This is a genomic window from Flagellimonas sp. 2504JD1-5 (genome assembly GCF_053618295.1).
The window spans coordinates 1006181-1028987 of sequence record NZ_JBSIOU010000002.1 but is presented as its reverse complement, the minus strand read 5'-3'; the positions used below and the strand labels follow the sequence as shown (position 1 = coordinate 1028987).

At 40.5% G+C, this 22807-nt stretch carries 19 protein-coding genes; 17 read left to right on the top strand and 2 right to left on the bottom strand.

The window, feature by feature from the left end; all coding sequences use genetic code 11:
* The first annotated feature begins 28 nt into the window (after positions 1-28).
* The 4 genes from ACULLG_RS14120 (at position 29) to ACULLG_RS14105 (ending at position 10455) form a co-directional block, all read left to right on the top strand.
* Complete coding sequence (locus ACULLG_RS14120; RefSeq protein ID WP_452127445.1) at positions 29-5290, top strand: hypothetical protein; 5262 nt, start codon at positions 29-31, stop codon at positions 5288-5290.
* Positions 5291-5341: 51 nt separating this feature from the next.
* Positions 5342-9091: an RHS repeat domain-containing protein gene (locus tag ACULLG_RS14115; RefSeq protein WP_452127444.1), complete on the top strand. Its 3750-nt coding sequence runs from the start codon at positions 5342-5344 to the stop codon at positions 9089-9091.
* 2 nt (positions 9092-9093) lie between these two features.
* A complete protein-coding gene (locus ACULLG_RS14110) occupies positions 9094-9780 on the top strand; it encodes a hypothetical protein (RefSeq protein ID WP_452127443.1) in 687 nt (228 codons plus the stop codon).
* 120 nt (positions 9781-9900) lie between these two features.
* Complete coding sequence (locus ACULLG_RS14105) at positions 9901-10455, top strand: hypothetical protein (RefSeq protein WP_452127442.1); 555 nt, start codon at positions 9901-9903, stop codon at positions 10453-10455.
* A gap of 129 nt (positions 10456-10584) precedes the next feature.
* Here the strand turns inward: ACULLG_RS14105 and ACULLG_RS14100 are convergent, their stop codons facing one another.
* The gene (locus ACULLG_RS14100) at positions 10585-10992 is read right to left on the bottom strand and encodes a hypothetical protein (RefSeq protein WP_452127441.1); all 408 of its coding nucleotides are present in this window, start codon (positions 10990-10992) and stop codon (positions 10585-10587) included.
* A gap of 122 nt (positions 10993-11114) precedes the next feature.
* On the opposite strand from ACULLG_RS14100, the gene ACULLG_RS14095 reads away from it, so the two are divergent.
* From ACULLG_RS14095 to ACULLG_RS14035, 13 genes are all read left to right on the top strand, one after another.
* A complete protein-coding gene (locus ACULLG_RS14095; RefSeq protein WP_452127440.1) occupies positions 11115-11351 on the top strand; it encodes a helix-turn-helix domain-containing protein in 237 nt (78 codons plus the stop codon).
* A gap of 450 nt (positions 11352-11801) precedes the next feature.
* Positions 11802-12053, top strand: coding sequence for a type II toxin-antitoxin system Phd/YefM family antitoxin (locus ACULLG_RS14090; protein ID WP_452127439.1), 252 nt, complete (start codon positions 11802-11804; stop codon positions 12051-12053).
* On the top strand, positions 12050-12310 hold the full coding sequence (locus ACULLG_RS14085) for a Txe/YoeB family addiction module toxin (RefSeq protein ID WP_452127438.1): 261 nt from the start codon (positions 12050-12052) through the stop codon (positions 12308-12310). The genes ACULLG_RS14090 and ACULLG_RS14085 overlap by 4 nt, the downstream gene beginning before the upstream one ends.
* A gap of 667 nt (positions 12311-12977) precedes the next feature.
* Positions 12978-13706, top strand: a complete 729-nt coding sequence (locus tag ACULLG_RS14080) for a hypothetical protein (RefSeq protein ID WP_452127437.1) — start codon at positions 12978-12980, stop codon at positions 13704-13706.
* Positions 13707-13711: 5 nt separating this feature from the next.
* Complete coding sequence (locus tag ACULLG_RS14075) at positions 13712-14407, top strand: hypothetical protein (RefSeq protein ID WP_452127436.1); 696 nt, start codon at positions 13712-13714, stop codon at positions 14405-14407.
* Positions 14404-14871, top strand: coding sequence for a hypothetical protein (locus ACULLG_RS14070; protein WP_452127435.1), 468 nt, complete (start codon positions 14404-14406; stop codon positions 14869-14871). Before ACULLG_RS14075 ends, ACULLG_RS14070 begins: the two co-directional genes overlap by 4 nt.
* Positions 14858-16120, top strand: coding sequence for a hypothetical protein (locus ACULLG_RS14065; RefSeq protein ID WP_452127434.1), 1263 nt, complete (start codon positions 14858-14860; stop codon positions 16118-16120). Before ACULLG_RS14070 ends, ACULLG_RS14065 begins: the two co-directional genes overlap by 14 nt.
* Positions 16108-16449: a hypothetical protein gene (locus ACULLG_RS14060; protein ID WP_452127433.1), complete on the top strand. Its 342-nt coding sequence runs from the start codon at positions 16108-16110 to the stop codon at positions 16447-16449. Before ACULLG_RS14065 ends, ACULLG_RS14060 begins: the two co-directional genes overlap by 13 nt.
* Positions 16439-16903, top strand: coding sequence for a PulJ/GspJ family protein (locus ACULLG_RS14055; RefSeq protein WP_452127432.1), 465 nt, complete (start codon positions 16439-16441; stop codon positions 16901-16903). The genes ACULLG_RS14060 and ACULLG_RS14055 overlap by 11 nt, the downstream gene beginning before the upstream one ends.
* A complete protein-coding gene (locus ACULLG_RS14050) occupies positions 16903-18045 on the top strand; it encodes a type II secretion system F family protein (RefSeq protein WP_452127431.1) in 1143 nt (380 codons plus the stop codon). Before ACULLG_RS14055 ends, ACULLG_RS14050 begins: the two co-directional genes overlap by 1 nt.
* 326 nt (positions 18046-18371) lie before the next feature.
* A complete protein-coding gene (locus tag ACULLG_RS14045; RefSeq protein WP_452127430.1) occupies positions 18372-19391 on the top strand; it encodes a formylglycine-generating enzyme family protein in 1020 nt (339 codons plus the stop codon).
* A 5-nt stretch (positions 19392-19396) separates the two neighbouring features.
* Positions 19397-20743 carry a Gfo/Idh/MocA family protein gene (locus tag ACULLG_RS14040; protein ID WP_452127429.1) on the top strand — a complete coding sequence of 449 codons (1347 nt, stop codon included), beginning with the start codon at positions 19397-19399 and terminating at the stop codon, positions 20741-20743.
* Between the two features lie 16 nt (positions 20744-20759).
* The gene (locus tag ACULLG_RS14035; RefSeq protein ID WP_452127428.1) at positions 20760-21677 is read left to right on the top strand and encodes a hydroxypyruvate isomerase family protein; all 918 of its coding nucleotides are present in this window, start codon (positions 20760-20762) and stop codon (positions 21675-21677) included.
* A gap of 8 nt (positions 21678-21685) precedes the next feature.
* Here the strand turns inward: ACULLG_RS14035 and ACULLG_RS14030 are convergent, their stop codons facing one another.
* A complete protein-coding gene (locus ACULLG_RS14030) occupies positions 21686-22774 on the bottom strand; it encodes an aldose epimerase family protein (RefSeq protein WP_452127427.1) in 1089 nt (362 codons plus the stop codon).
* Positions 22775-22807 lie beyond the last annotated feature (33 nt).

Here is a 22807-nt window from a genome sequence, read left to right as displayed (position 1 = left end):
CCCAAAACACAATAAAAACAAACGGACTATGCAAAAAACCAAATTTTCGCACAAAGTAATGGCGGTGTTTTTAACGCTTGCCTTTTTACCCAGCTTGGTGCCTGTGAACATGTTGTACGCCTCCAATAGTGGGCCTACGGCACCGGAGGCCTCAAGTTTTGAACCTGTGGATGCCACAGATATGGTAAACTTGGCCACAGGAGACCTGAGCTATGTATTACCCTTGATGAACGTACCCTCTCCTGAAGGGGGATATCCCTTAGCGCTTTCCTATCACGCAGGAATTTCAGTAGACCAAGAAGCTTCTTGGGTGGGTCTAGGCTGGAATATTAATCCTGGCGCTATCAATAGATCTGTGAATGGTTATCCAGATGACTGGAAAAAAGGGAACTTCAAAGAATATTTTTACGACGTAGGAAATCAATCAACTTACACGTTTGCAAGTATTGGATATTCCAGTTTTGGTCCTGGACCTTCTGTTGGACTGTCTCTATCACATTCTGATGATCGTGGATTTGGAGGTAGTGTTAGTTTTGGTGTTGGCTTTGAAAATGGAGCTTCCATAGGCGGAAGTATTGGTTCCAATGGTGTTTCTGCCAATGGGGGTGTTGGCTTTGGGTCAGTGGGCATTGGAGGTAGTATAGGGTCAAATGGTGTAGGTTTAAATGCCGGATACTCATTCAACACTGCTATAAATGAAAATGGAAACATTACAGGAAACAAATTGAATGTTGGTGTCGATTCAAGTTGGAGTGGTGACATTTCTGTCAATGCAAGTTATAGTTCTGGCGAAAAAGGGAAGAAAAATAGTATTGGAATCAGCCTTTCTTCCAGAGGTGTTAGTGTTACGGGTAAAATAGCAGGTTATGGAACCGGAGCTAACTTTTCATTTGATCATGCAGTTAGTCAAACGGATTACAAACTAAGAACAAGCGGTTGGTTTATTCCCATTTTTATTCCATTAGGTGAGGGAACCTTAAATGCAAGTTTTGGAAGGCAAAAGGTAAAATACGATTTGAATGTTACTGAAAACAACGTTGTTGCTGGAACCTTGTATTATAATAGTATCGATCAGGTTATTGGTTATTGGAAATGCCAATATTACATAGGTGGAGATCCTTATCATCCGTCCAGCTATAATTATCATGATCCTGTTGACAAAAACCATGATCATGGAGGTCAATATGATCGTACTTATTTTGTTGAGGAGGCAAACAGTCTTAGCGATATTTATGAGGTAGACGTTAATCCATATTCCCAATCTTTGGATTTGGATAAGAACAACGCGGTTTTTCCAAATTATGACAACTACCGGGTTACCGCTCAAGGGTTATCAGGATCAATTACGCCCAGAATTTATGAGAATGCGGCGTTATTCGGCTTAAGTAAAGAAATTGAAGGTGATACCAGCAACGAAAATTATGAATTAAACTATCAGGTAGAAAACAGTTCAACACTTACTTTTGATTTGTCTCCAGAATTTCATTTTGAAAATGAGTATTCATCCAATCTCATTATTAGCCCAGCCAGTTTTGACCCTACGGTCAGCCCAACTGAAATTTATGGGTTCTTGAATGGGGTTTCAACATTTCAGTCCGAAAGAAAAAAAGGCGGGCGATATGTAGAATCGTATACGAATGCAGAATTAGCTACTTCAACACCATATAATCAAGGTCTGCTAAAAGCCAACACAACAATTAATTATGGTAATACCACGGATTTTGATCAGGATGGTATTGGAGCCTTTATGGTAACAACTCCTGATGGTAAAACCTACCATTATGCGTTACCTGTGTACAACCATGAAATTGTTTCAAGACAATTTGGTATGGGTATAAACAGCACTTTGGAGGATGATGCTTTTTATGAGAAACGACAATTAAAGAAATATGCCACCCACTGGTTATTGACTGCGGTAACTGGTCCTGATTATATTGATATCAATGGAAATGGTGTCGCTGACGATGGGGATTATGGTTATTGGGTAAACATGGATTACGGAAAATGGAGTGATGGTTATATCTGGTACGCTCCTCATGGAAAAGATTACAACGTGGACAGCGCAAACTCTAACCTTAAATCTTATACATGGGGCAGAAAGGAAATATATTATTTGGATAAGATTAAAACCCGCACACATACAGCTCTTTTTGTAAAGGAAGAACGTAACGATGCCCAAGGAAAACGTCAATTTTATAATCACAGAAACAACCCACTTCAAAACACTATTCTAGACTTTAGGGCACAAACTTTATTACGTCTCAAAGAAATTATTTTATTGAAGAATGAAGATGCCAATGGAATCACAAAGACCAATGTTTCAAGTCTATCTACTATCCCTTCGGCCAACTTTTCCCAAAATGTCACCTTCTATGACCCATCAGATGAAGGCGGTGGAACAAAAACAATTAGTTATAGTCAGCAAAATAATGTCTTGGATAAAAATGACGTAACCAATTGGAGTACTACTAGACAAAATGCGCTTAAAATTATCGATTTTGAAGGCTATACGTACGAGTTGGCCGATGGAGCTCCTTACACCACTGGAGGAGTGCCCGGTAGGTTGACATTGAAGCATGTTAATTTCAAAGGAAAAGGAGGACAACAAGTTTTACCTTCTTATAAATTTGAATATAATCAAGCGGGTTATAATGCGGACCATGCAGATGAGTGGGGCTACAATAAATTTGTTCCAGATAGCTGGTCATTGCGAGAGATAACAATGCCCACAGGAGGAAAAATAAAAATAGATTATGAACCGGACAGATTCGTTTCAGCAATTGACCAAGATTTAACTATTGACGCAAATGCCGAACCTGATTCACAGAATGTCATTTATATAGATCACCCAAATAGTGAGAGTTTTTTATCATTGGGAATTAATGTGAATAGTCAACTATATACGACATTTCAAAAGTTAATAAGTTGTAACACCCAATACACCTACCCAGGGGGAGAGCCATCAACAGATCCTTTGGCATATTACGACCATAAAATGTATAGTGGATTAGCTACAGTTGAGCAAGTTCTTAATTCGGGTAGCAGATTAAAACTCAAACTAAATGCAGCTCCGACTCTTTATGAAGATGTCTTTGCGTATGGTCAGAACTGTACGGAGGTAACATCTACCTATCCAACGGCCAATAAAGTTGATGTTACTATAGGAGAATTAAGTACGGGAAGTAGAGTTGCAGCCATTACTACCACAGATGGGACCGTTGAGTATAAGACTGAATATGATTATTCGATTCCTGGCACTTCTCAAACCTCGGGTATTGTTAGTTATATCCCATTTGTTTCGCAGGTGGTAAATGAAGTTCCCTATGGGATAGAATTACCACCTCCAGTTCCAATGTATGGCCATGTAAAAGTTACTTCACGAGGGGATGACAATACCTCGTTGGGTCATACATCATATGAATTTAAAACATTGAGCAGTGTATTAAACTCGGGTACTGGTATATCATTTCCTGGTATTTTGGAAATGCAAAAGACGGTTGATGAGTATTTTCTGGACTCAAATAACAACAAGTATATTGATATTGAGAGTTTTGTGATTGAAGATTACATGTCCAACCTTGGTCAATTATTATCGATGACTTCGTACAACAATCAAGGACAGTTACTGTCTAAAACCTCCAATACCTACTTAAGTCCTACTGAAATAGATCAGGGTATTGCCCAAGAGTCATTTCAAACCTACAAAGAAGTTGATTACGAATCTTCTGGCAAAACCGATAAATGGATTGTGAATTCTTCTACCAAAAAGATTTATCCAAGTGCTTTGAAATCCACAACGGTGACTCAGGGGGGAATTACCAGTACTACCTACTTCGATGGATATGATGCAATTTCAGGACAGCTTCTGGAAACGAGAACTTACAGTAGCGATGGTACTGCATTTAAAACCGAGGTAATACCAGCTTACACCAAATATTCAGCTTTAGGTAGCCGAGCGGATAATATATTTAATAGAAATATGTTGACGCAGGAAGCGATGTCAAAAACCTATATCGATCAGTCTGGTAGTTGGTCTGAAATCGGAGCGGATATTACCACTTGGCAACCCAAAACCTATAGCTTTAATATAGGAGGTATTACCAATACAAAGGATGTCTGGCGAAAACATAAATCCTACATTTGGGACGGGTCTACCGATACCAATGGGATATTTACCAGTTTCAGTGGGGATGATGACGGTTTTGATTGGACGGTATCCGCTTCTTCACAACCGGCAGATTGGAAATTGGTATCTGAGATTTCAAAATACGATGAGTATTCGATGCCCTTGGAAGTTGTTGATATCAATCAAAATAAGGCTTCCACTAAAATGGGAGATGATGACTCCAAAGTAATAGCTACCTCCAATGCTGCTTACAATGAAATGCACTACAGTGGCGCCGAGTATATGTCAGGTCCAAATTTTGATGGAAATATTTATGGTGTGGGCCAGACAACAGAACGGGCACATACGGGAAGTCATTCAATTAAGATAACCACTCAGCAAGGTTTTAGGACCACCATGCCAAGTGGATATAGATCTGGGAAATACAAAATTTCTGTTTGGGCATCCAAAGACAATTATACCAATGCAAGGGTAAATGATGGTTCTGGGGTCAAGACATTTAATGGCGAAAAAGTGACCGCAGGGAGTTGGGTATTGCTTAACCATTATGTAGACTGGACTTCTGGGTCAAAAACAGTTTATGTTACCTCTTCATCCGGTACTACCTACTTTGATGATTTTAGAATTCATCCTGTCCAATCAACAATGACTTCCTATGCCTATAACGAATGGGGAGAATTGGAAGCAATTTTATCGGCCAATAATTTGGCGACCACTTTTGAATACGATGAAATAGGAAGATTGATCAGAACCCATTCTGAAGTTGCTGATGATACTGGTTTAACAGGGGGTTTAAAAAAGGTTGCAGAAAACGAATATGAATTCGCTCAAGAAGTAACCAGTCCAATCGACCCCTTGACCACTTCGGTTACCTATGGTTCTTCGGGAACAACCTACCAGCAATATATTGCCACGCCAAGTGGAGGTTCTGGCAACTATACTTATAGATGGTACAAGGGAATAGGAAACTCCAGCAGCAATTTTGAAAGTACTTGGTCTGGCAGTTCGTCCACCTTTACATGGACCGGCATATCAGGCTGTGATATCCATTGGGTAAAAGTAGTGGTTACTGATAATGTATATGGATATTTGGGAGAATCAACACGAATTATACGAAACAATAATGAATGTGATCCCGGCAGTGGTGGCGGAAACCATCAATAATCGTTTGTTATGAAAAAAAATAAAATAAATCAATTAGAAAAAATAGCCACAATGAAAACGTCATTTCTTATTACAGTTGCGCTGTTAACATCCTTGGTTGCTATTGGTCAAAACGATTGGAATACAGTACAGACCACTACCTATGATGCGGCCGGCACCAGAACATCAAAGACCAAGGTTTTTCATGATGATCTTGGCAGATTGGTGCAAAGTCAAGCTTTGGATACTGAGACCAATAAGGTATGGGCAAGCGAGATAAAATATGATGCCCAAGGAAGGCCGGTGATTCAGACGCTGAGTTCGCCCATAAATTCAAATGGGGTAATGAATCATAAGACCAATTTTATGCTCAAGACCAATGGTAGTGAATATTCCGTCTCTGATTTTGAGTCCAATCCATCTAATCCTGCCGTAGTGGGTAGTCAAACCAATTCATTGGGGTGGTATTATAGTGATAGCAATTCATCTGAGGCTTACCAGGATATTACGGAGCATCCTTTTTCGGCCACGGAGTACAGTACCTTAAATCCGGGTGTTCCGCTACGTTTGATAGGGGGTAACCAAATAAACGGCCAATGGCCACAAGCGTATAGTTTTACCATGCGAGCTAGTCAAGAACTGGCTAAGAGTGTAGCTTTTGGGGAAACCCAATACGAAAATCATAAAATTCTGAAGACCGTTGTTAGGGACGTACATGGTAATGAAAATGCGGTTTTTGTGGATAGCGATGGCCGAACCTTGGCCGCGGCAAGAAGCGGTGGTACGGCATCAAGGAGTATGAGCATTGACATCGGCGAACAAGGCTTTGTGGACATCCATGTCCCTCAAGGGAGTAATATGGGCTTTACCGTGACCGCCAACGGTCATACCGTAACCACCCATAATTTGATTACCGAAGGTACAGTGACCCCCTCCACCAGTTTGTCGAATGGGTTTTATCGAGTTTCGGTAAGCAACCCTGACAATTATGACCCCGCCAATCCAGTAACCGTTAACTACAATGAAAATTACTATGACTATAGCTTAAATGAATATGACGAGACAGGTCGCTTGACTGCCGTTTACCAACCCAAAGGAGATTCTAAAGCCACTAAGCCCAAGACTTCCTATGAATACAATACCTTGGGACAATTGATTAAGATTGTTAGCCCGGATGAGGGCACTTCTGAATTTAAGTACCGGGATGATGGACAGATTCGCTATTCCCAAAATAGTGTGCAAAAAGATGCGGGCCGTTTTTCGTATACCAATTACGATCAATTTGGGCGTCCCGTTGAAAGTGGGGAAGTACAAAATAGTGGCTTTGCGTCGGCAAATCCTGATGGGAGTATGGTCTCAGGTACCCGTACCGAGGTGCAACATACTGAATATGACGAAACGGCCCAGACCTATAGTTTGGGCTCCCGTCAATCTTCCTATCCATCCTTGGGCTTTTCGGCCGGAAACGTTGCCTACACTGCTAACGATTATAGCGAAACCTGGTATAGTTATGACATTTATAGCAGGATAGAATGGGTGGTACAAGAAATACAGGGCTTGGGCACTAAGACCATCGATTATGAATACGACCCGATAAGGGGGCTGGTTACTGAAGTCATTTACCAGAAAGGTGTGACCAGCGAGCAGTTTTATCATAGATATAGTTATAACACAAAGGATCAGTTGACCCAAGTGGAAACCTCCACTAATGGCACGAACTATCGAGTCCAAGCCGTATATGAATACTATGAGACAGGAGCGTTAAAACGTACCGAACTAGCGGGGAATGTTCAAGGGATTGATTATGTATATAATTTGGTAGGACAGCTTAAAAGTATCAATCACCCTAGTTTAAGCGGTTCGGATGACCCGAGTGGCGACACCAACGACCTTTTTGGCATGCAAATCGATTATCATAAAAACGATTACGCTCGTAAGACAAACAGTAATATTACCACTCCTGCTTATGGTGTGGACCAATTGAACGGGAATATTAAAGGGGTACGATGGAACAATCCTTTATACGATGTGGCAGGGAAGCAGAGTACCTATGCCTTTACCTATGACCGCAATAATTGGTTGACCGGGGCGGATTATGGACAGGTGAACAACGGACCGGAACCTGCTGATGACGACCCAGAAGATAATAATGTATATCTCAGCGGGAGCAATACCCTTGTGGAAGGAGGAAATAGTGTTACCTTAAAGGAAAATTTCCATGCGCAAAGCGGTAGTACCTTTACCGCGCGTATTGCAGGCACATTAAATGAAGTAGGCAATGGGGACTATGATGTAACGGGTATTACCTATGACCCTAATGGGAATATACAAAGCTTAAAACGAAACAAAGATGCCAGCGGGGGCAACGCCATGGATGACCTTACCTATAGCTATAAGACGACTCCGCAAGATGGGCCTAACCAATTGCTTAGAGTGGATGATGACACCTACAATGACACGGGAGATGCGGGGGTAGGCGATATTGTCGATCAAGATGGAAACAATTATGTGTACAACAAAATTGGGCAGTTAACCGAAAACGTGGAAGAAAAGGTTAAATATTACTATAATGCCAGCGGTTTGGTTACTGAAGTACGGAAAGACAATGCGCCCATCGTTAAATTTTACTATAACGACCGTAACCATAGGGTGCGTAAAGAGACCTTTAGCGGAGGCATGGCTGTATCCAATACCTACTATATTAGGGATGTATCCGGAAAGGTGATGGCTATTTATAGTGGTAGTACGCTTCAACAACAGCCTATGTACGGCAACCAGCGTTTTGCGGTATATGATCGTCCAGGGGATGCTACTACCTACCAGCTTACCGATCATTTGGGCAATGTACGGGCCATTTTCCAGAAAAGTGGAAGCAGCACCTCCAATGAAGGTTATAATGATTATTACCCTTTTGGGATGTTGATGCCCCAACGTAACAGTATAGATGCGAATAACTATCGTTATGCCTTTCAAGGGCAGGAAAAAGACCCCGAGACAGGTAAGGAGGCCTTTGAGTTACGCTTATGGGATGCCCGTATTGGGCGTTGGTTGACCACAGACCCTGCTGGACAGTACAGCTCTCCATATTTAGGTATGGGAAATAATCCAATTGGTCTAACAGATGTGGATGGAGGTTTTGCAGCTCCTCCCACTGATTTTATCAATAAAGAAACAGGTGAACATGTTTATGTGAATGATGGTATTGAACAAATTGTCCTTGTCGAAGACAATGATTGGTTCAAAGTCGCTGATTATGATTTGTTCGGACAGGGAAGCTTTAATAGTTTTTTTGGAAATTATACTCCAGTACTGCCTAATGAATTTAATATGTTCCAATTCCCTGAATCAGGCAAAGGGTTTGCTCGATACACTACGGCATCGGGAGCAAATAATGGTAATAATGAAAATTATTATGTCAATGGTGTTAGGCATACTACTGATAATTGGGCTAGCAAAGAGACTTTTATTAAACTCTATAGAACATTTGTCGATTTTAATGATAAGACAGGTATGTCCATGCATTATGGTGATATTTCAGCATATGACCCATCCATTAACTTAGGACATTCAACACATTTTACAGGTGATTCGGTAGACCTTCATTATATTGATTATCACACTCCGGGATTAGATTATTACGGGTATATAGAATTAAGAGGGAATCATGCTTATTTCGGCGCTAGTATAAGTTTAACGAATCAGTTTTTTACCATTGCGCAAAAACATGGATTTACGTCTAATTATAGCTATGGAGATAGATTTACTCATATTGGCAATAATAATCATAACTTGCATAGAAATCATTTACATATTGGGAGATAATCATGAATAGAACATTTAAAATATTTGCATATTCTCTATTGCTGCTGGTTTTATCTTGTATTGCAAAAAACAAAGAACCTGACGGTGTAATTTCGGATAAAAAAGAGCGAGTATTAGCTTTAAAAGAGAAAAACAATGAAGGAGAAAAAGAGTTGGGTAATGAAAAAGAGATAGTTAAGGAAAATGAGTTGAGCAACGAAGAAGAAATTACTCAATATTGTGGATATGAAAATGTAAGTGAATCCCTTGGCATCGGACTACTCGTTTGGAATTACGATTGCAGTAAAAAGATATCCTTATATGAAGATCAAAAGCTCTCATTAAAGTTCGATGATTTCAATTTTTGTGATGAGACATACGGAATATGCCCTCTTTTTTATAAACCGGACTACGGTATAATGCACTTTGCAGTTATCGAGGTAGTTGAGGATGTTTACAAAATAATATACAATAAGGTCGATTCTAAGTATCTAAGCAAAGATTCTCCTTTTAAATATTATACATGGGCCGATTTTTTTGAAAGTGACAAGATATCAGCTATTCGGATTAAAAAGGAAAATAAGTTATATAAAATCGAGTCTTTTAAAGATGATTTTTTGATTGTTACTGATGTTGATGGACAAACTCCTCATAAAATTAAATGGAGGGATTCGAATAATCTTTTGATTGACATTATGCTTTTGAATTAGGTGGCAATATACAGTTTTATATATAACCTGAGCCTCCTCAGCTGCCGCTGGTCTTTGACTAGTGGGTCGAGTATTAATATTAAATGTTTGATGTAAAAGGAAGCCATAAACTGTAGTAATATGAAAAATAAGATTTTAACATTCTTTTTGGCAATAGGTTTTGTGGCCATGGCCCAAAAAGAAGCCAAATGTGTGGTGACCACGCAAAACGGTTCTGAGATTTCCGGCTATGTTAAAAAGTACAATAGTTTCTACACCATGGCCAAGGGTTTTGACCTCTATAAAGGAGAGCGGAAGATACATTTTAAACCAGATTCTTTGGATAAGGTCGTGGTCAATGATACTATAGTATACCGACCTATGATCAATAAAAAAGGGCGTGAGTACTTAATGGAAATCTTAAATGAAGGAACTCCTCTATCATTGTACAGGTACCGAACCCGAATGTCTGGAAATATACCAGGGGAAGGATATAGTGTATGGATCTATCAAGAATATTACATAAAGGTGGGGGAGCGTATAATTTTTGTGGACGAGAAAAAGTTGCGGAACAACCCTGGAGCGTTCTTCCCAAACGCTCCTACTTTGCAGGCGTCTATTAAGGCCACTAAAAGAAGGGATATGAATATCCCCAATTGGGTAAAACAGTATAATGAGATAATGGCGAGCCAATAGATGGGATTATAGATGAGAAAAATGGGCTGCCTAAAAAGTAAAACCGTATTGTCAAACTGAGCTTGTCGAAGTTTTTGAGATTCTAATTTTATGAGGTCTTCGACGGGCTCAGACTGACAATTTTATCCTTTAAATTATATCCGTTATTTGAGTATAGGTATGCCTTACCTTAACCCGTAACTCTTTATCCGGCGCATCAATAGCAAATTCCAGCACCAGCTTTTCAGCCTCTATTTCCAAAATACCTTGGGCAAGTGGTCTGGGCAGTTGCTGCATATCGCTTTTATAAGATAGATAAGACGTAGGCTTTTCAAACCGAAAAGAAAAACGGAACGCAATATTGTCCACCACATCCATTTTGACAAGGGAGCTGGTTTTTAATCTACGGATAATGATTCTACAATTAGGCTTATGAAATCGTCTTAAAAATTTACCGTTTTGGTAGGTCTCAATTTCCAATAGGGCAAAAGTGATTTCCAAAGTGTTTGCGGAATCCCTTTCTAAAAAATTGTTGATCTCCCCTAAAATATTGGACATAGCTTGGTGGTTTTTCCAATTTAGAGGGGTTATGCAAAAAGTTAGTTCAATATTAATGAAAAATTATCAGATTACCCCAACGAAGGTGTTTATTAATTTTTCAACTATGACCACATTGGCGTGTGCTTGAAAAACTTACCGAAAAAGACATAGAGGTTATGAAAATGGTCGGAGATAAGATTCGACAAATTCGTGATGAAAAGGGATTGTCCCAATTTCAACTTTCAGTTGATGCGGATTTAACCAAAAACCAGATTGGCCGCATAGAACGGGCTGAGCATAATACAAGTTTGGTAACCTTAAGTAGAATTGCGGAGGCACTAGGCCTCGAACTCAAAGACTTATTTGATTTTTCCTAAAGTAAAGGAGCGCTTTAGATTTCTCACCCTAAAGGGTTCGAAATGACATTGCCCAGTTTTTGTCACACTGAGCTTGTCGAAGTGTAGGATTTATCGCTTGCTCCTTCGACGAGCTCAGGATGACAGCTCGAAATGACAGTGGACCCATTTTGTCATTTCGAAGGAGCAAAGCGACTGAGAAATCTCTTAAGGAAAACTGATTTTTTCTTTTCCGGTAGAATAGGTTGGGAAAGTACTGGGTTATGTCACACTGAGCCTGTCGAAGTGTCTATAGAATCTTCATCCTTCGACACCCTGTCCTCCGTACGAGACTTCGGAAGGCAGGAGCTCAGGATGACAGGTCGGAGTAACAATGGAACCGTTTGTCATTTCGAAGGAGCGCGGCGACTGAGAAATCTAATCAATATTTATAAAAGTACGCATTTAAGTACTTTTTTTTATCTTTACACCATGGAAACCGTTAATTACACAGATTTTCGCTCAAACCTTAAGCATTGGTTCGATAAGGTCGTCAACGATGTAAGTGATATCATCATCAAACGAAAAGGCGGAAAAGACCTTGTACTGATATCGTTGGATGAGTATAACTCCCTAAAGGAGACCACCTACCTGCTTACCGGAAAGAACAGGGATGTTTTGCTAAACTCCATCAAAGAATTGGAAGCGGGCAAAGGCGTTGAAAAGGATTTACTCGAAGAATGAAATTGATTTGGTCGACCACTTCGTGGCAAGATTATCTGTATTGGCAAAAAGTGGACAAAAAAATGGTCAAGCGCATCAACGACCTTATTAAAAATTGTATGCGAACCCCTTTTGAAGGTATTGGAAAACCCGAGGCGCTTAAGGGCGATTTGCAAGGCTACTGGTCAAGACGGATAACCTCGGAACACCGATTGGTTTACAAATATGAAGACGACCAACTCTTTATTGCAGCTTGCCGTTATCATTATGGGAAGTAACACGGTTCTTTTACGGTGAATCTATGTTGGAATAACATTTCGGTGCTTTTTGTCATTTCGAAGGAGCGTAGCGACTGAGAAATCTTTTAAGGAAAACTGATTTTTTATTTTCCGGCAGAATAGGTTGGGAAAGCGCTGAAATTCAGGTGAATACCTTGCGATTCGCATATAGTGTCAGGTCGAGCGCAGTCGAGACCTAATTTAAACAAAGAGGTTGTGAGATTTTTCGCTTGCTCCTTCGACAGGCTCAGGATGACAGCTCGAAATGACATTGATGCCCGTTTTGTCATTTCGAAGAAGCAAAGCGACTGAGAAATCTTTTAAGGAAAACTGATTTTTTCTTTTCCGGCAGAATAGGTTGGAAAAACGCTGAGATTCAGGAACGGAGTGACGCAGCGTTTACCAGCCGGTTTTCAACGCGTTGAAAAATTCCTTCGGAAAAGCGTCGTTTTCTTTGGTTCGTTTCTTTTGGACGAGCAAAAGAAATGAACATAAAACCACTCTGTTAAACAATATATTTTTGCTCTAATTTACCTCTCAAAAAACAGTACCAATTCTACAATTAAACTTTTAACATAAAAACCCGATTTTCAAGCAAAATTATCCCTTTAAAAAGGGGATTTTAGCCCGTAATTTCTGTATTTTAGTGTATCTATATGTTGACTACATGAAGCAGGTAAAAAAACTTATATTTCTAGGGTGTGGCGCCCTATTTTTTGTGACTTGCAGCACCTACAAAGCCAAAAAACAAGAAGCCCAATTAAGTTTTCCCGAACTGGGTACCCTGATCAAGACCAAAGGCGATTTATGGTACTCGGCAGCGGAGCAAATTGGCGTTCCCGATTGGTCCGAATTAAAAGTGGATGTACAGCAAATGCCCTTTAACCGGCAGAGCTATACCGACTATGCCAAACATATGCAGCAGGCAGCCAAGATCAATACCATTTCCTATAACGATTCGCTGCCCTACAAACCTAAATATTTACGTCTGCAATTGTTGGACCAACTGGGTCTTGCACAATTATTGAACCAGGATAAACATGATGCCCTACGCTCCTATATCTCCAATGATGATAGCTATAAATTGGTGACAGGTTTGAATATAACAGTTCCCGAAACCGAAATGCCCGGCTTTTTGCAAGCCGAGGCCATTCAATTGCAAAAAGACAAGTATGATAATATTGTTTTGACCGTGATCAACGGCGAACAAAAAAGACAGTATTTTTTCTCTGAACTTCAGGTTTTCGATTACCAATATGCCCATTTTTGTTGGGGTGAGGACCAATATCATAATATGATCATAGAAAATTTGATTTCCGAAGGCCAAAAATGCCCGAAGGGTACTTATTTAAAGGCCTCAAAGGTGAACGGAGATAAAGCATACCTCAAATTCTGACCCCAATGACAAACAAATTTAAGACCATCTTTGCCCTAATTTTGGCCATTTCATACAGTTGTGAGGACATTTTGGAGGTGCCCGATATTTCTAACCAAACGGTAACGGTTTTTGCGCCTTTGGACAATACGGTAATCAATGGTAACGACATCAGTTTTAACTGGGACACAGTGGAAGATGCTACCAGGTACCGATTTCAATTGGCCGCTCCCAATTTTGAAGCTACCCAACAGTTGGTGCTCGATAGCATTTTTGAAGTGGACAGTTTGGGTCGGGTCGGTACGCGAATCCAACAGACTTTGGTGAACGGCGATTATGCTTGGCGTATTAAGGCCATGAACAGCGATTACCAAACGGCCTTTACCCTAAGTAGTTTTCAAGTCGACGGCGATGAAAATCTGGATGTGACCCCACCGAACACTCCACAATTGGTAGCGCCGGCAAATGGGGCTTCACAAAGTGAAGCAACTGTAGATTTCACTTGGACTCGTGAAGATGTAGCAGGAACAGCAGAACGTGACAGCATCTTTATCTATTCCGATGAAAGTTTGACAGCCCTTTCCACCAAAGCATTGGGTGCCAATAAAGCTTTTAGTACCAATTTGGCGGCCGGAACTTTTTATTGGGTGGTCAAAGCTTACGACTCGGCCGGAAACGAAAGTGATTTAAGCACTACCTTTAATTTTACTATCAGCAATTGAGCAAAAACACCAAAACATATCTATTGCTTGGAGCAGTGCTGCTCATTTGGGGCATCATAGGATTTAAGGTGCTCGGTGCATTGTCATCGGAACCGGAAGCTCCTGTTTTGGCAGAAAACATCAATTTTAAACCCAAAGAACAGGTCAAAAAAGACACTTTTAGCATTTTGGTGGATTATAGAGATCCCTTTTTGGGAACCATGCCACCCTCCAAAAAGAAACCCAAAACTAAAGGTGTCGCCAAGCCAAAAGTGCAGTTTCCGAATATTAATTATACGGGACTCATCACAGACCAAGACACCAAGAACCATATATTTTTTGTGACCATTTCAGGTAACCAATATCTCATGCGCAAGGGCAATACCCAAGCCGATATTACCTTATTAAGTGGTTCTTCCAAGAGTATTCGGGTACGTTTTAAGGGCATTGCAAAGACCATAACCCTTCAAAATGCTACACAATAAAAAACTTCGGGCAGGCGCCCTTCAGTTTGTACTGTTCATCGGAGCAGTGATTGCCGTGCTGCTGTTGACCTTTGTATTGTTGCATCAGACGCATTCACTGTTCGACAAAAAAACATCAAAGGCCATTGACCTGATCAAGAGTTCCGATTTGGCACTTCAGCAGGCGATGGAACAAAAACTACGATTAAATGATTCAGTGTCCATTGACTTAAAACAGGAAGATGGAATCAAAACCACGGCCATCAAATCCCACTGGGGTATTTTTGAAAAATATGTTGTGGTGTCTCAATTTCATAAAAACCGATTCGTTAAAACTGCTTTGGTGGGTGGAGGAATGGATCAAGACTTTTCAGCACTTTATCTAAAAGATAACGACCGCCCGATGGTCATTGCTGGAAAGGCAAAGATCACCGGAAATGCATATCTGCCCAAACAAGGTATTCGTCCCGGAAGTATCCGAGGGCAGTTTTATCAATTCACAAGACCGGTTTATGGAAATGTGAAACAGAGCACCAAAACCTTACCGCCTCTAGATTCAGAGATGCGTGCCTACATCCAACAACTGCAATCCAAAGTTTTTGGTATGTCAGGAAACAACACTCTTCGGTTTTCCAGTAGGTTGCAATTGTCCAATTCCTTCAAATCACCTACCCAATATATTCAAGGGGATGTTTTACGATTGTCGGGCTGTAATTTGGTTGGAAACGTAGTGGTTGTGGCCACGCATAAAATTATGGTGGGCAACGATTCCAATCTTCAAGATGTATTGCTTATCGCTCCGGAAATTGAGATAGAAGATAGGTTTAGTGGCAGATTGCAGGCTATTGCCTTCAATCGAATTGAAGTGGGAAGGCGGGTCAATTTGGAATATCCATCTGCATTGGTGGTGGATAGGGGAAGTAGGCCAAATAACAAAGAACGAAGGCAACCCAATATTGAGATTGGCTCGGAAACCATGTTAAAAGGTATTGTAGCTTATTTTGAAAAGACTGAAGAAAATCAGTTTTTTCCGCAAGTAGTGATTTCTAAAAAGGCATCAGTGTATGGAGAGGTGTTTTGTGAAAAGAATTTGGAATTAAAAGGAGATGTTTTTGGAAATGTGACCACCAATGCCTTTATGGCCATGGAAAATGGAAGCGTATATCAAAACCACCTTTTCGGGGGCACCATAAACACCGATTTTTTGCCCCAACAATACGTGGGCCTATTGTTGAACAAGGAAAAAGCAGTGGCAAAATGGCTCTATTGAAAAAAAGGGTAAAAGCATCGACATTAATGGAAACCATGGTGGCGACAGTGCTCATTGTGGTCATTTTTATGCTGTCGAGCCTTATTTTGAACAACCTTTTTGCCGCCCAAGTTCGAGGAAATCTTCAGCCATTGAAAACTCATCTTGATGAAGTGGAATATTTATATTCCAACGGAAAATTGACCTCTCCATACTATGATGAATGGGAAGACTGGAGCATCAGTATTGAAGGACAAAATGATGGAACGGCGCTTATAGAGGCCAAAGAACAAGTTGGAAACGAACCACGAACCATAAAACGAACAGTAAAAAACATCCATGAACTATAAAAAAGTACAGGCTTTTACCTTAAGCGAGATGTTAGTGGTTTTGCTGCTGACCATTATAGTTGTGGGTCTTGCTTTTTCCATTTTGGGACTGGTACAAAAACAGATGTTTGGAATCCAGGAAAATTATGAGGATAAAACCGCTGGGAATTTACTGAGACAAGCATTATGGGTGGATTTTAATTCTCACCCTCAGATTACATTCTCCCAAAAAACAGGTTCCATACAGTTGCGCAATGAGATGGGCGAGCGGTATTATGGTTTTTATAAAGATTATGTTACTCGGGATTTGGATACCTTCTATACGGATTATAAACTTGGAAAACTGTATTTTGAGGGCGAAGAGGTTATGGGAGGAGTTATTGATGCCCTTGAGCTATCCACAAGTGGAGAAGAAGAAAGCAACAAACGAATTTTTGTCTATAAAAAGAACACTGCCGCCGATTTTATGAACTGATGGGATTTAATCTGGATAACATATCAACAACAAATACCCAAAGTAAAGATGGGGCCATAGCCAAAGAAAAGGTTCCATTGCTGGAAAGGGAGCTTACCTTTTTGGGCAAATCGTTTTCCAACAAGAAAAAAGAGGACTTTTATACTGAACTGGCGGTGTTGCTCAAAGCTGGGATTACTTTAAAAGAAGCACTCCAACTCATTGAAGAAGGACAAAAGAAGGAAAAACAGAAGGAATTGTTCAAAAATTTGGGTGAAAGCCTTCTATCTGGAGCTAGTTTTTCTGAAGCGATAAGGGAAAAGAAGGAGTTTACGGAATACGAATATTACTCCATTAAAATAGGAGAGGAATCTGGAACTTTGGACACCATTGCTGCGGAATTGGGGTCATTTTTCGCCAAAAAGAACGAGCAACGGAGAAATTTGGTGAATGCGCTCACCTATCCAATTATCATTTTGGTAACCGCCATTTTGGTGGTCATTTTTATGTTGCGATTGGTAGTTCCCATGTTCCAGGATATTTTTAAACAGAACAATGTGGAATTGCCATGGATTACCCGTTTTATTGTTTCCGTTTCCGATTTTATCAAGGACTATGGCTGGTGGATAGTGTTGCTGATTATCACCATGCTAATATTGCGAAAAGCACTTTTTGGCCAAGAAGGGTTTAAAAAGCGCATGGACTATTTGCTTTTACGAATACCCTATTTGGGAAACTTTATAAAATCTGTGTATTTGGCACAATTCACTAGGGCCATTAGCTTGCTTACCGCATCAAAAGTGCCTGTGCTGAACAGTATAGAACTGGCTGGAAAAATGATTGAGTTTTACCCGCTGACGGATGCTCTAAAATCTGTAACTGGCAAAATAATGCAAGGGGAAAGCTTGAGCAACAGTCTTAAAGGAAACAAGGTTTTTAGTAACAAAATGATTTCCATGGTCAAGGTTGCAGAAGAAACCAACCAGACCGAATTTATGTTCGAGCGGCTAAATCAACAGTACAGTATTGAGGTACAGCAAAAATCCAAACTTTTGAGCACCTTGCTGGAACCCATGATTATTTTAGTGGTCGGAATCTGTGTAGGGGTAATTCTGGTGGCGATGTACTTACCCATGTTTAAGTTGGGTAGTGTTTTGGGATAAAATGTCCGCTGCTGCAACCTAATAATAATCCATGGACATGTGAAATCAATCCCAGCCAATAATCCACTTTATTGTTAATTATTATAGGGTTTTTGGCTTCACAAGTGTACTATTTTGGAAGAAGAACTATAATCTTGGCTTAAATAAAACTTGATGGAAAACCTAGGGGTAAAGGGAATATCATTTTGTTTTAAAATCAATCGCATCAAAGAAACTGGGCAAAAAAAGTATTGCTCTGGGTGAGTTTTTCAGTGGTTAATTGCCTTGCCAAAGGATAACTTTGACGAGTTCTTTGTTTTTATCCCAATTGTATACATCCAATAAAGATGACCAAAAAAAATACTCCAAAAAGGAAGAATAACATCAAACAGACTTTGATTGTATTATTTGTCTGTGTTTTTGCCATTAAAGTTAATGGACAGAAGAAATCTTTTGGTGCCTATAAACAAAAAATTTCCGGGACGGATTTGACAATATCGATGAAACCTATACCTGGGGGAAGTTTTTCAATGGGTAGCCCAAATACAGAAAAAGGAAGATTGCCAGATGAAGGCCCGACACATAAGGTGGAAATCGCTCCATTTTGGATGGCCGAGGTAGAGATCACCTGGGATTTGTACCAACTGTTTATGTCAAGGGAAATAGATCATGCAAAGAGCAATGGTGCCACAGGGAAAGAAGTTTTATTGGATGTTGATGCCGTTTCTGGTGCAACCACACCCTATGTTGAAATGAGTTTTGGAATGGGAACAGAAGGGTATCCGGCCATAAGTATGACCCAATATGCCGCATCAAAATTTTGCGAATGGCTATCGGCAAAAACAGGAAATTTTTATAGGCTTCCCACCGAGGCGGAATGGGAATATGCTTGTAGGGCAGGGACACAGGAAGTTTACTCATTTGGAAATAGCCCTGACCAACTTGCTGAATACGCATGGTATTCAAAAAACAGTCAAAACAAATATCAAAAAGTTGGCAAAAAGAAACCCAATGCTTGGGGACTTCGCGATATGCATGGAAACGTGGCCGAATGGACATTGGATGCCTATGATTCGGATTTATATGATGAACGAAGTGGCAGCAAAACAGCAGATCCTTTTATAAAGCCAATGAAAACCTATCCAAGAGTGGTGCGTGGTGGCTCGTGGAAGGATGGTCCCGAAAAATTAAGGAGTGCCTCAAGGCAGTATTCCGAAAAACGCTGGAAAATGCGGGATCCGCAAATTCCCAAAAGCAAATGGTGGCATACCGATGCACAATTTGTTGGGTTTAGGATCGTACGACCTTACAATACCCCAAATCAAAAGGAGCAGAAAATTTACTGGAAGAAAAAACATACAAACTAAATATCATGGATGATCAAGAAATAATCAAAAAAAACGATTCCTTTAGCAGGAGATCGTTCGTAAAAACTACAGGACTTGCTACGGGGGGAATATTGGCAAGCAGTATCCCGCTTCAGGCCATGGCCCAAACGGGAAAGGTCGAAAAACTTAAGCTTGCAGTGGTTGGCTGTGGAGGAAGAGGTACAGGTGCGACCGTTCAAGCGCTTACTGCTGATCCGGATGTGGAATTAGTTGCAATGGCTGATGCTTTCAAAGATAGATTGGAGGGCAGTCTTAGCGCTATTCAAGAGCATTTTGAAGGGGAACGAAAAATAAACGTAAAGGAGAAAAATAGATTTACAGGGTTTGATGGGTACAAGAAAGCTATTGATGCTGCAGATGTGGTTGTATTGGCTACACCTCCTGGATTCCGCCCATTGCATTTTGAATATGCAATTTCCCAAGATAAGCATGTGTTTATGGAAAAACCTGTTGCTACAGATCCAGCAGGAGTTAGAAGAGTATTAAAATCGGCCAAATTGGCCAAAGAGAAGAAACTAAATGTAGTCGTTGGTCTTCAACGGCACTATCAAAAAAAATATACTACCCTATATGATCAGATCCAGCAAGGAGCGATGGGCAAGATTGTTTCCGGTCAAGTTTACTGGAACGGTGGAGGTGTTTGGGTGAGGCCAAGACAAGAAGGGCAGAGTGAGTTGGAGTATCAAATGCGAAATTGGTACTATTTTAATTGGCTTTGCGGAGATCACATTTTAGAGCAGCACATCCATAATATTGACGTGGCCAACTGGTTTATTGGGGAATATCCAACTATGGCTCAAGGAATGGGTGGTAGAGAAGTGCGCAACGGAAAAGATCACGGTGAAATATTTGACCATCATTTTGTAGAGTTCACCTATCCTTCGGGAGCGGTAATATCAAGTCAATGCAGACATCAGAAGGGTTGTCACAATAGAGTGGACGAAGCTTTTCAAGGAAGCAGCGGAAGTGTTGTGGTCAGCAAGGGGATTATCAAAGATCTGACGGGTGCTGAGAAGTTCAATTATGCGAATGTCAAGGAAGGGGAGCATGACCCCAATCCGTATCAAGTAGAGCATGATCGACTTTTTGCGGCAATAAGGAGCAAATCAGAAGTATTGGCCGATGGGGAAAATGGTGCCAAATCCACTTTGGCCGCAATTATGGGACGTATGGCCACTTACTCAGGAGATATAATTACGTGGGACCAGGCGTTGAACTCAGATTTACATTTGGTTCCGGATAACCTTGATTGGAATTCCCAGGCTCCTACTTTGCCAGATGCAAATGGCAAGTATAAGATTCCCGTTCCAGGAGTAACCAAATTTTCATAATCATAAAAATTAAGAAATGAAACGAAGAAATTTTGTTAGCTCCATTGCAGCAACATCAGCTTTGGGCATTGTTCCCGGTGTAATGATGGGACAAAAGGAAAGCAAACCCATTTACAAAGATTTCAATTTGAAATATGCCCCGCATTTGGGAATGTTCAAAAATCATGCAGGAGAGAACCCTATTGATCAACTTAATTTTATGGCAGATCAAGGATTCACCGCCTTCGAGGACAACGGCATGAAGGGAAGGACCATTGATCTTCAAGAAAAAATGGCATCTACCATGGCTAAAAGAGGAATTTCCATGGGAGTTTTTGTAGCCCACAAAATATACTGGCAAAAACCAAACTTAGCCAACGGGGACAAAAATCTTCGAGAAGAATTCCTCACCCATATCAAAGAATCTGTTGAGGTGGCCAAAAGAGTCAATGCCAAATGGATGACCGTGGTGCCTGGTCATGTTGATTTAAGGCAGAATATGGGATATCAAACGGCTCATGTGGTGGAATCCCTAAAAAGAGCATCGGAAATCTTGGAGCCTCATGGACTTGTAATGGTCTTGGAACCTCTTAATTTCAGGAATCACCCGGGTCTTTTTCTTTCAGAAAGTCCACAGGCTTATGAAATCTGCAAAGCGGTTGATTCTCCTTCATGTAAAATTCTTTTTGATATTTACCATCAGCAGATTCAAGAAGGAAACCTTATTCCAAATATAGAAGCATGTTGGGATGAGATAGCATATTTCCAAATAGGGGACAATCCTGGCAGAAATGAACCTACCTCGGGGGAAATCAATTATAGGAATGTATTTAAGTTCATTCATAGTAAAGATTATAAAGGTATCCTTGGCATGGAACATGGAAATTCCATTAAAGGCAAGGAAGGAGAAAAAAGGGTAATTGCGGCTTATTCCGAGAGCGACAATTTTCTTTGATTCTGTAACTAAGCTTTTATCTTGAATTGATAAACCGTAGTGCTTTTATAGGTTTCACCAGGTTTTAGTACTGTAGAGGGGAAATGTGGTTGATTTGGAGCATCTGGAAAATGTTGTGTTTCCAAACAAAACCCTGTTCTATGCTGATAAGTAGTACCACGTTTTCCGGTTATTGTACCTTTTAGGAAGTTACCTGAATAGAATTGAAGACCAGGTTCAGTGGTTAGCACTTCCAGCACTCTTCCTGTTTCATGTTCGACTATTTTGGAGATTAATTCCAAGCTGTCGGAAGTTTTATCCAAAACATAGTTGTGGTCATATCCCAGTCCATAATCGAGTTGTGTGTGGCTTGCATCAATTCTTTTGCCAATTGGAGTTGGATTTTGAAAATCGAATGGGGTATCGGTTACTGGTACAATTTCACCGGTTGGAATCAAACCTTCATCCACAGGAGTGTAAAGTGATGCGTTGATTTGCAATTCATGATCCAAAATCGGCGAGTCGCCTCCATCCTTCAGGTTAAAATAAGTATGGTTGGTCAGGTTGATCACGGTGGTCTTGTCGGTTACGGCTTTGTAATCAATTTGAAGAGCGTTGTCCTTGGTAAGGGTATAGGTCACCTCGCACTTAAGATTGCCAGGGTATCCCTCTTCACCATCAATACTGGTATAGGAGAGCTTCACGCCCATGGTATCTTCATTTTCAAATGATTTTGCTTCCCATACCTGTTTATCAAATCCTTTCCGCCCTCCATGTAGCGTATGACCGTTATTGTTTAAGAAGAGTTTGTATTCTATACTATCCAGGCTAAATTTTCCGTGGGCAATCCTGTTTCCAAATCGACCTACAATACATCCAAAATAATCGCTCTTTTCCTCATAATCCTTGATGTTATCGTGGCCAAGAACCACATCGCCAAAAACACCCTTTTTATCAGGAACCTCTATGCTGGTGACAATTCCACCATAATTGATAATACCTACCGACATGCCGGAGGCGTTGGTCAACTGGTAATGGGTTATTTCATTTCCATCTTTGGTTGTTCCAAAAGAAGTTTCCACAATCCCTTTAATTCTTGGAGTTTCTTTACATCCCATATGGATTAGCATAAGTAGAAAGACAATGATCAT

What these genes read in the sequence shown, in the direction of transcription:
- ACULLG_RS14075 (WP_452127436.1), top strand. Translation starts at nt 13,712, where the DNA reads ATGACAAACAAATTTAAGACCATCTTTGCCCTAATTTTGGCCATTTCA.
- ACULLG_RS14110 (WP_452127443.1), top strand. Translation starts at nt 9,094, where the DNA reads ATGAATAGAACATTTAAAATATTTGCATATTCTCTATTGCTGCTGGTT.
- ACULLG_RS14090 (WP_452127439.1), top strand. Translation starts at nt 11,802, where the DNA reads ATGGAAACCGTTAATTACACAGATTTTCGCTCAAACCTTAAGCATTGG.
- ACULLG_RS14105 (WP_452127442.1), top strand. Translation starts at nt 9,901, where the DNA reads ATGAAAAATAAGATTTTAACATTCTTTTTGGCAATAGGTTTTGTGGCC.
- ACULLG_RS14065 (WP_452127434.1), top strand. Translation starts at nt 14,858, where the DNA reads ATGCTACACAATAAAAAACTTCGGGCAGGCGCCCTTCAGTTTGTACTG.
- ACULLG_RS14060 (WP_452127433.1), top strand. Translation starts at nt 16,108, where the DNA reads ATGGCTCTATTGAAAAAAAGGGTAAAAGCATCGACATTAATGGAAACC.
- ACULLG_RS14085 (WP_452127438.1), top strand. Translation starts at nt 12,050, where the DNA reads ATGAAATTGATTTGGTCGACCACTTCGTGGCAAGATTATCTGTATTGG.
- ACULLG_RS14045 (WP_452127430.1), top strand. Translation starts at nt 18,372, where the DNA reads ATGACCAAAAAAAATACTCCAAAAAGGAAGAATAACATCAAACAGACT.
- ACULLG_RS14055 (WP_452127432.1), top strand. Translation starts at nt 16,439, where the DNA reads ATGAACTATAAAAAAGTACAGGCTTTTACCTTAAGCGAGATGTTAGTG.
- ACULLG_RS14040 (WP_452127429.1), top strand. Translation starts at nt 19,397, where the DNA reads ATGGATGATCAAGAAATAATCAAAAAAAACGATTCCTTTAGCAGGAGA.
- ACULLG_RS14050 (WP_452127431.1), top strand. Translation starts at nt 16,903, where the DNA reads ATGGGATTTAATCTGGATAACATATCAACAACAAATACCCAAAGTAAA.
- ACULLG_RS14035 (WP_452127428.1), top strand. Translation starts at nt 20,760, where the DNA reads ATGAAACGAAGAAATTTTGTTAGCTCCATTGCAGCAACATCAGCTTTG.
- ACULLG_RS14030 (WP_452127427.1), bottom strand. Translation starts at nt 22,774, where the DNA reads ATGGGATGTAAAGAAACTCCAAGAATTAAAGGGATTGTGGAAACTTCT.
- ACULLG_RS14120 (WP_452127445.1), top strand. Translation starts at nt 29, where the DNA reads ATGCAAAAAACCAAATTTTCGCACAAAGTAATGGCGGTGTTTTTAACG.
- ACULLG_RS14100 (WP_452127441.1), bottom strand. Translation starts at nt 10,992, where the DNA reads ATGTCCAATATTTTAGGGGAGATCAACAATTTTTTAGAAAGGGATTCC.
- ACULLG_RS14115 (WP_452127444.1), top strand. Translation starts at nt 5,342, where the DNA reads ATGAAAACGTCATTTCTTATTACAGTTGCGCTGTTAACATCCTTGGTT.
- ACULLG_RS14080 (WP_452127437.1), top strand. Translation starts at nt 12,978, where the DNA reads ATGAAGCAGGTAAAAAAACTTATATTTCTAGGGTGTGGCGCCCTATTT.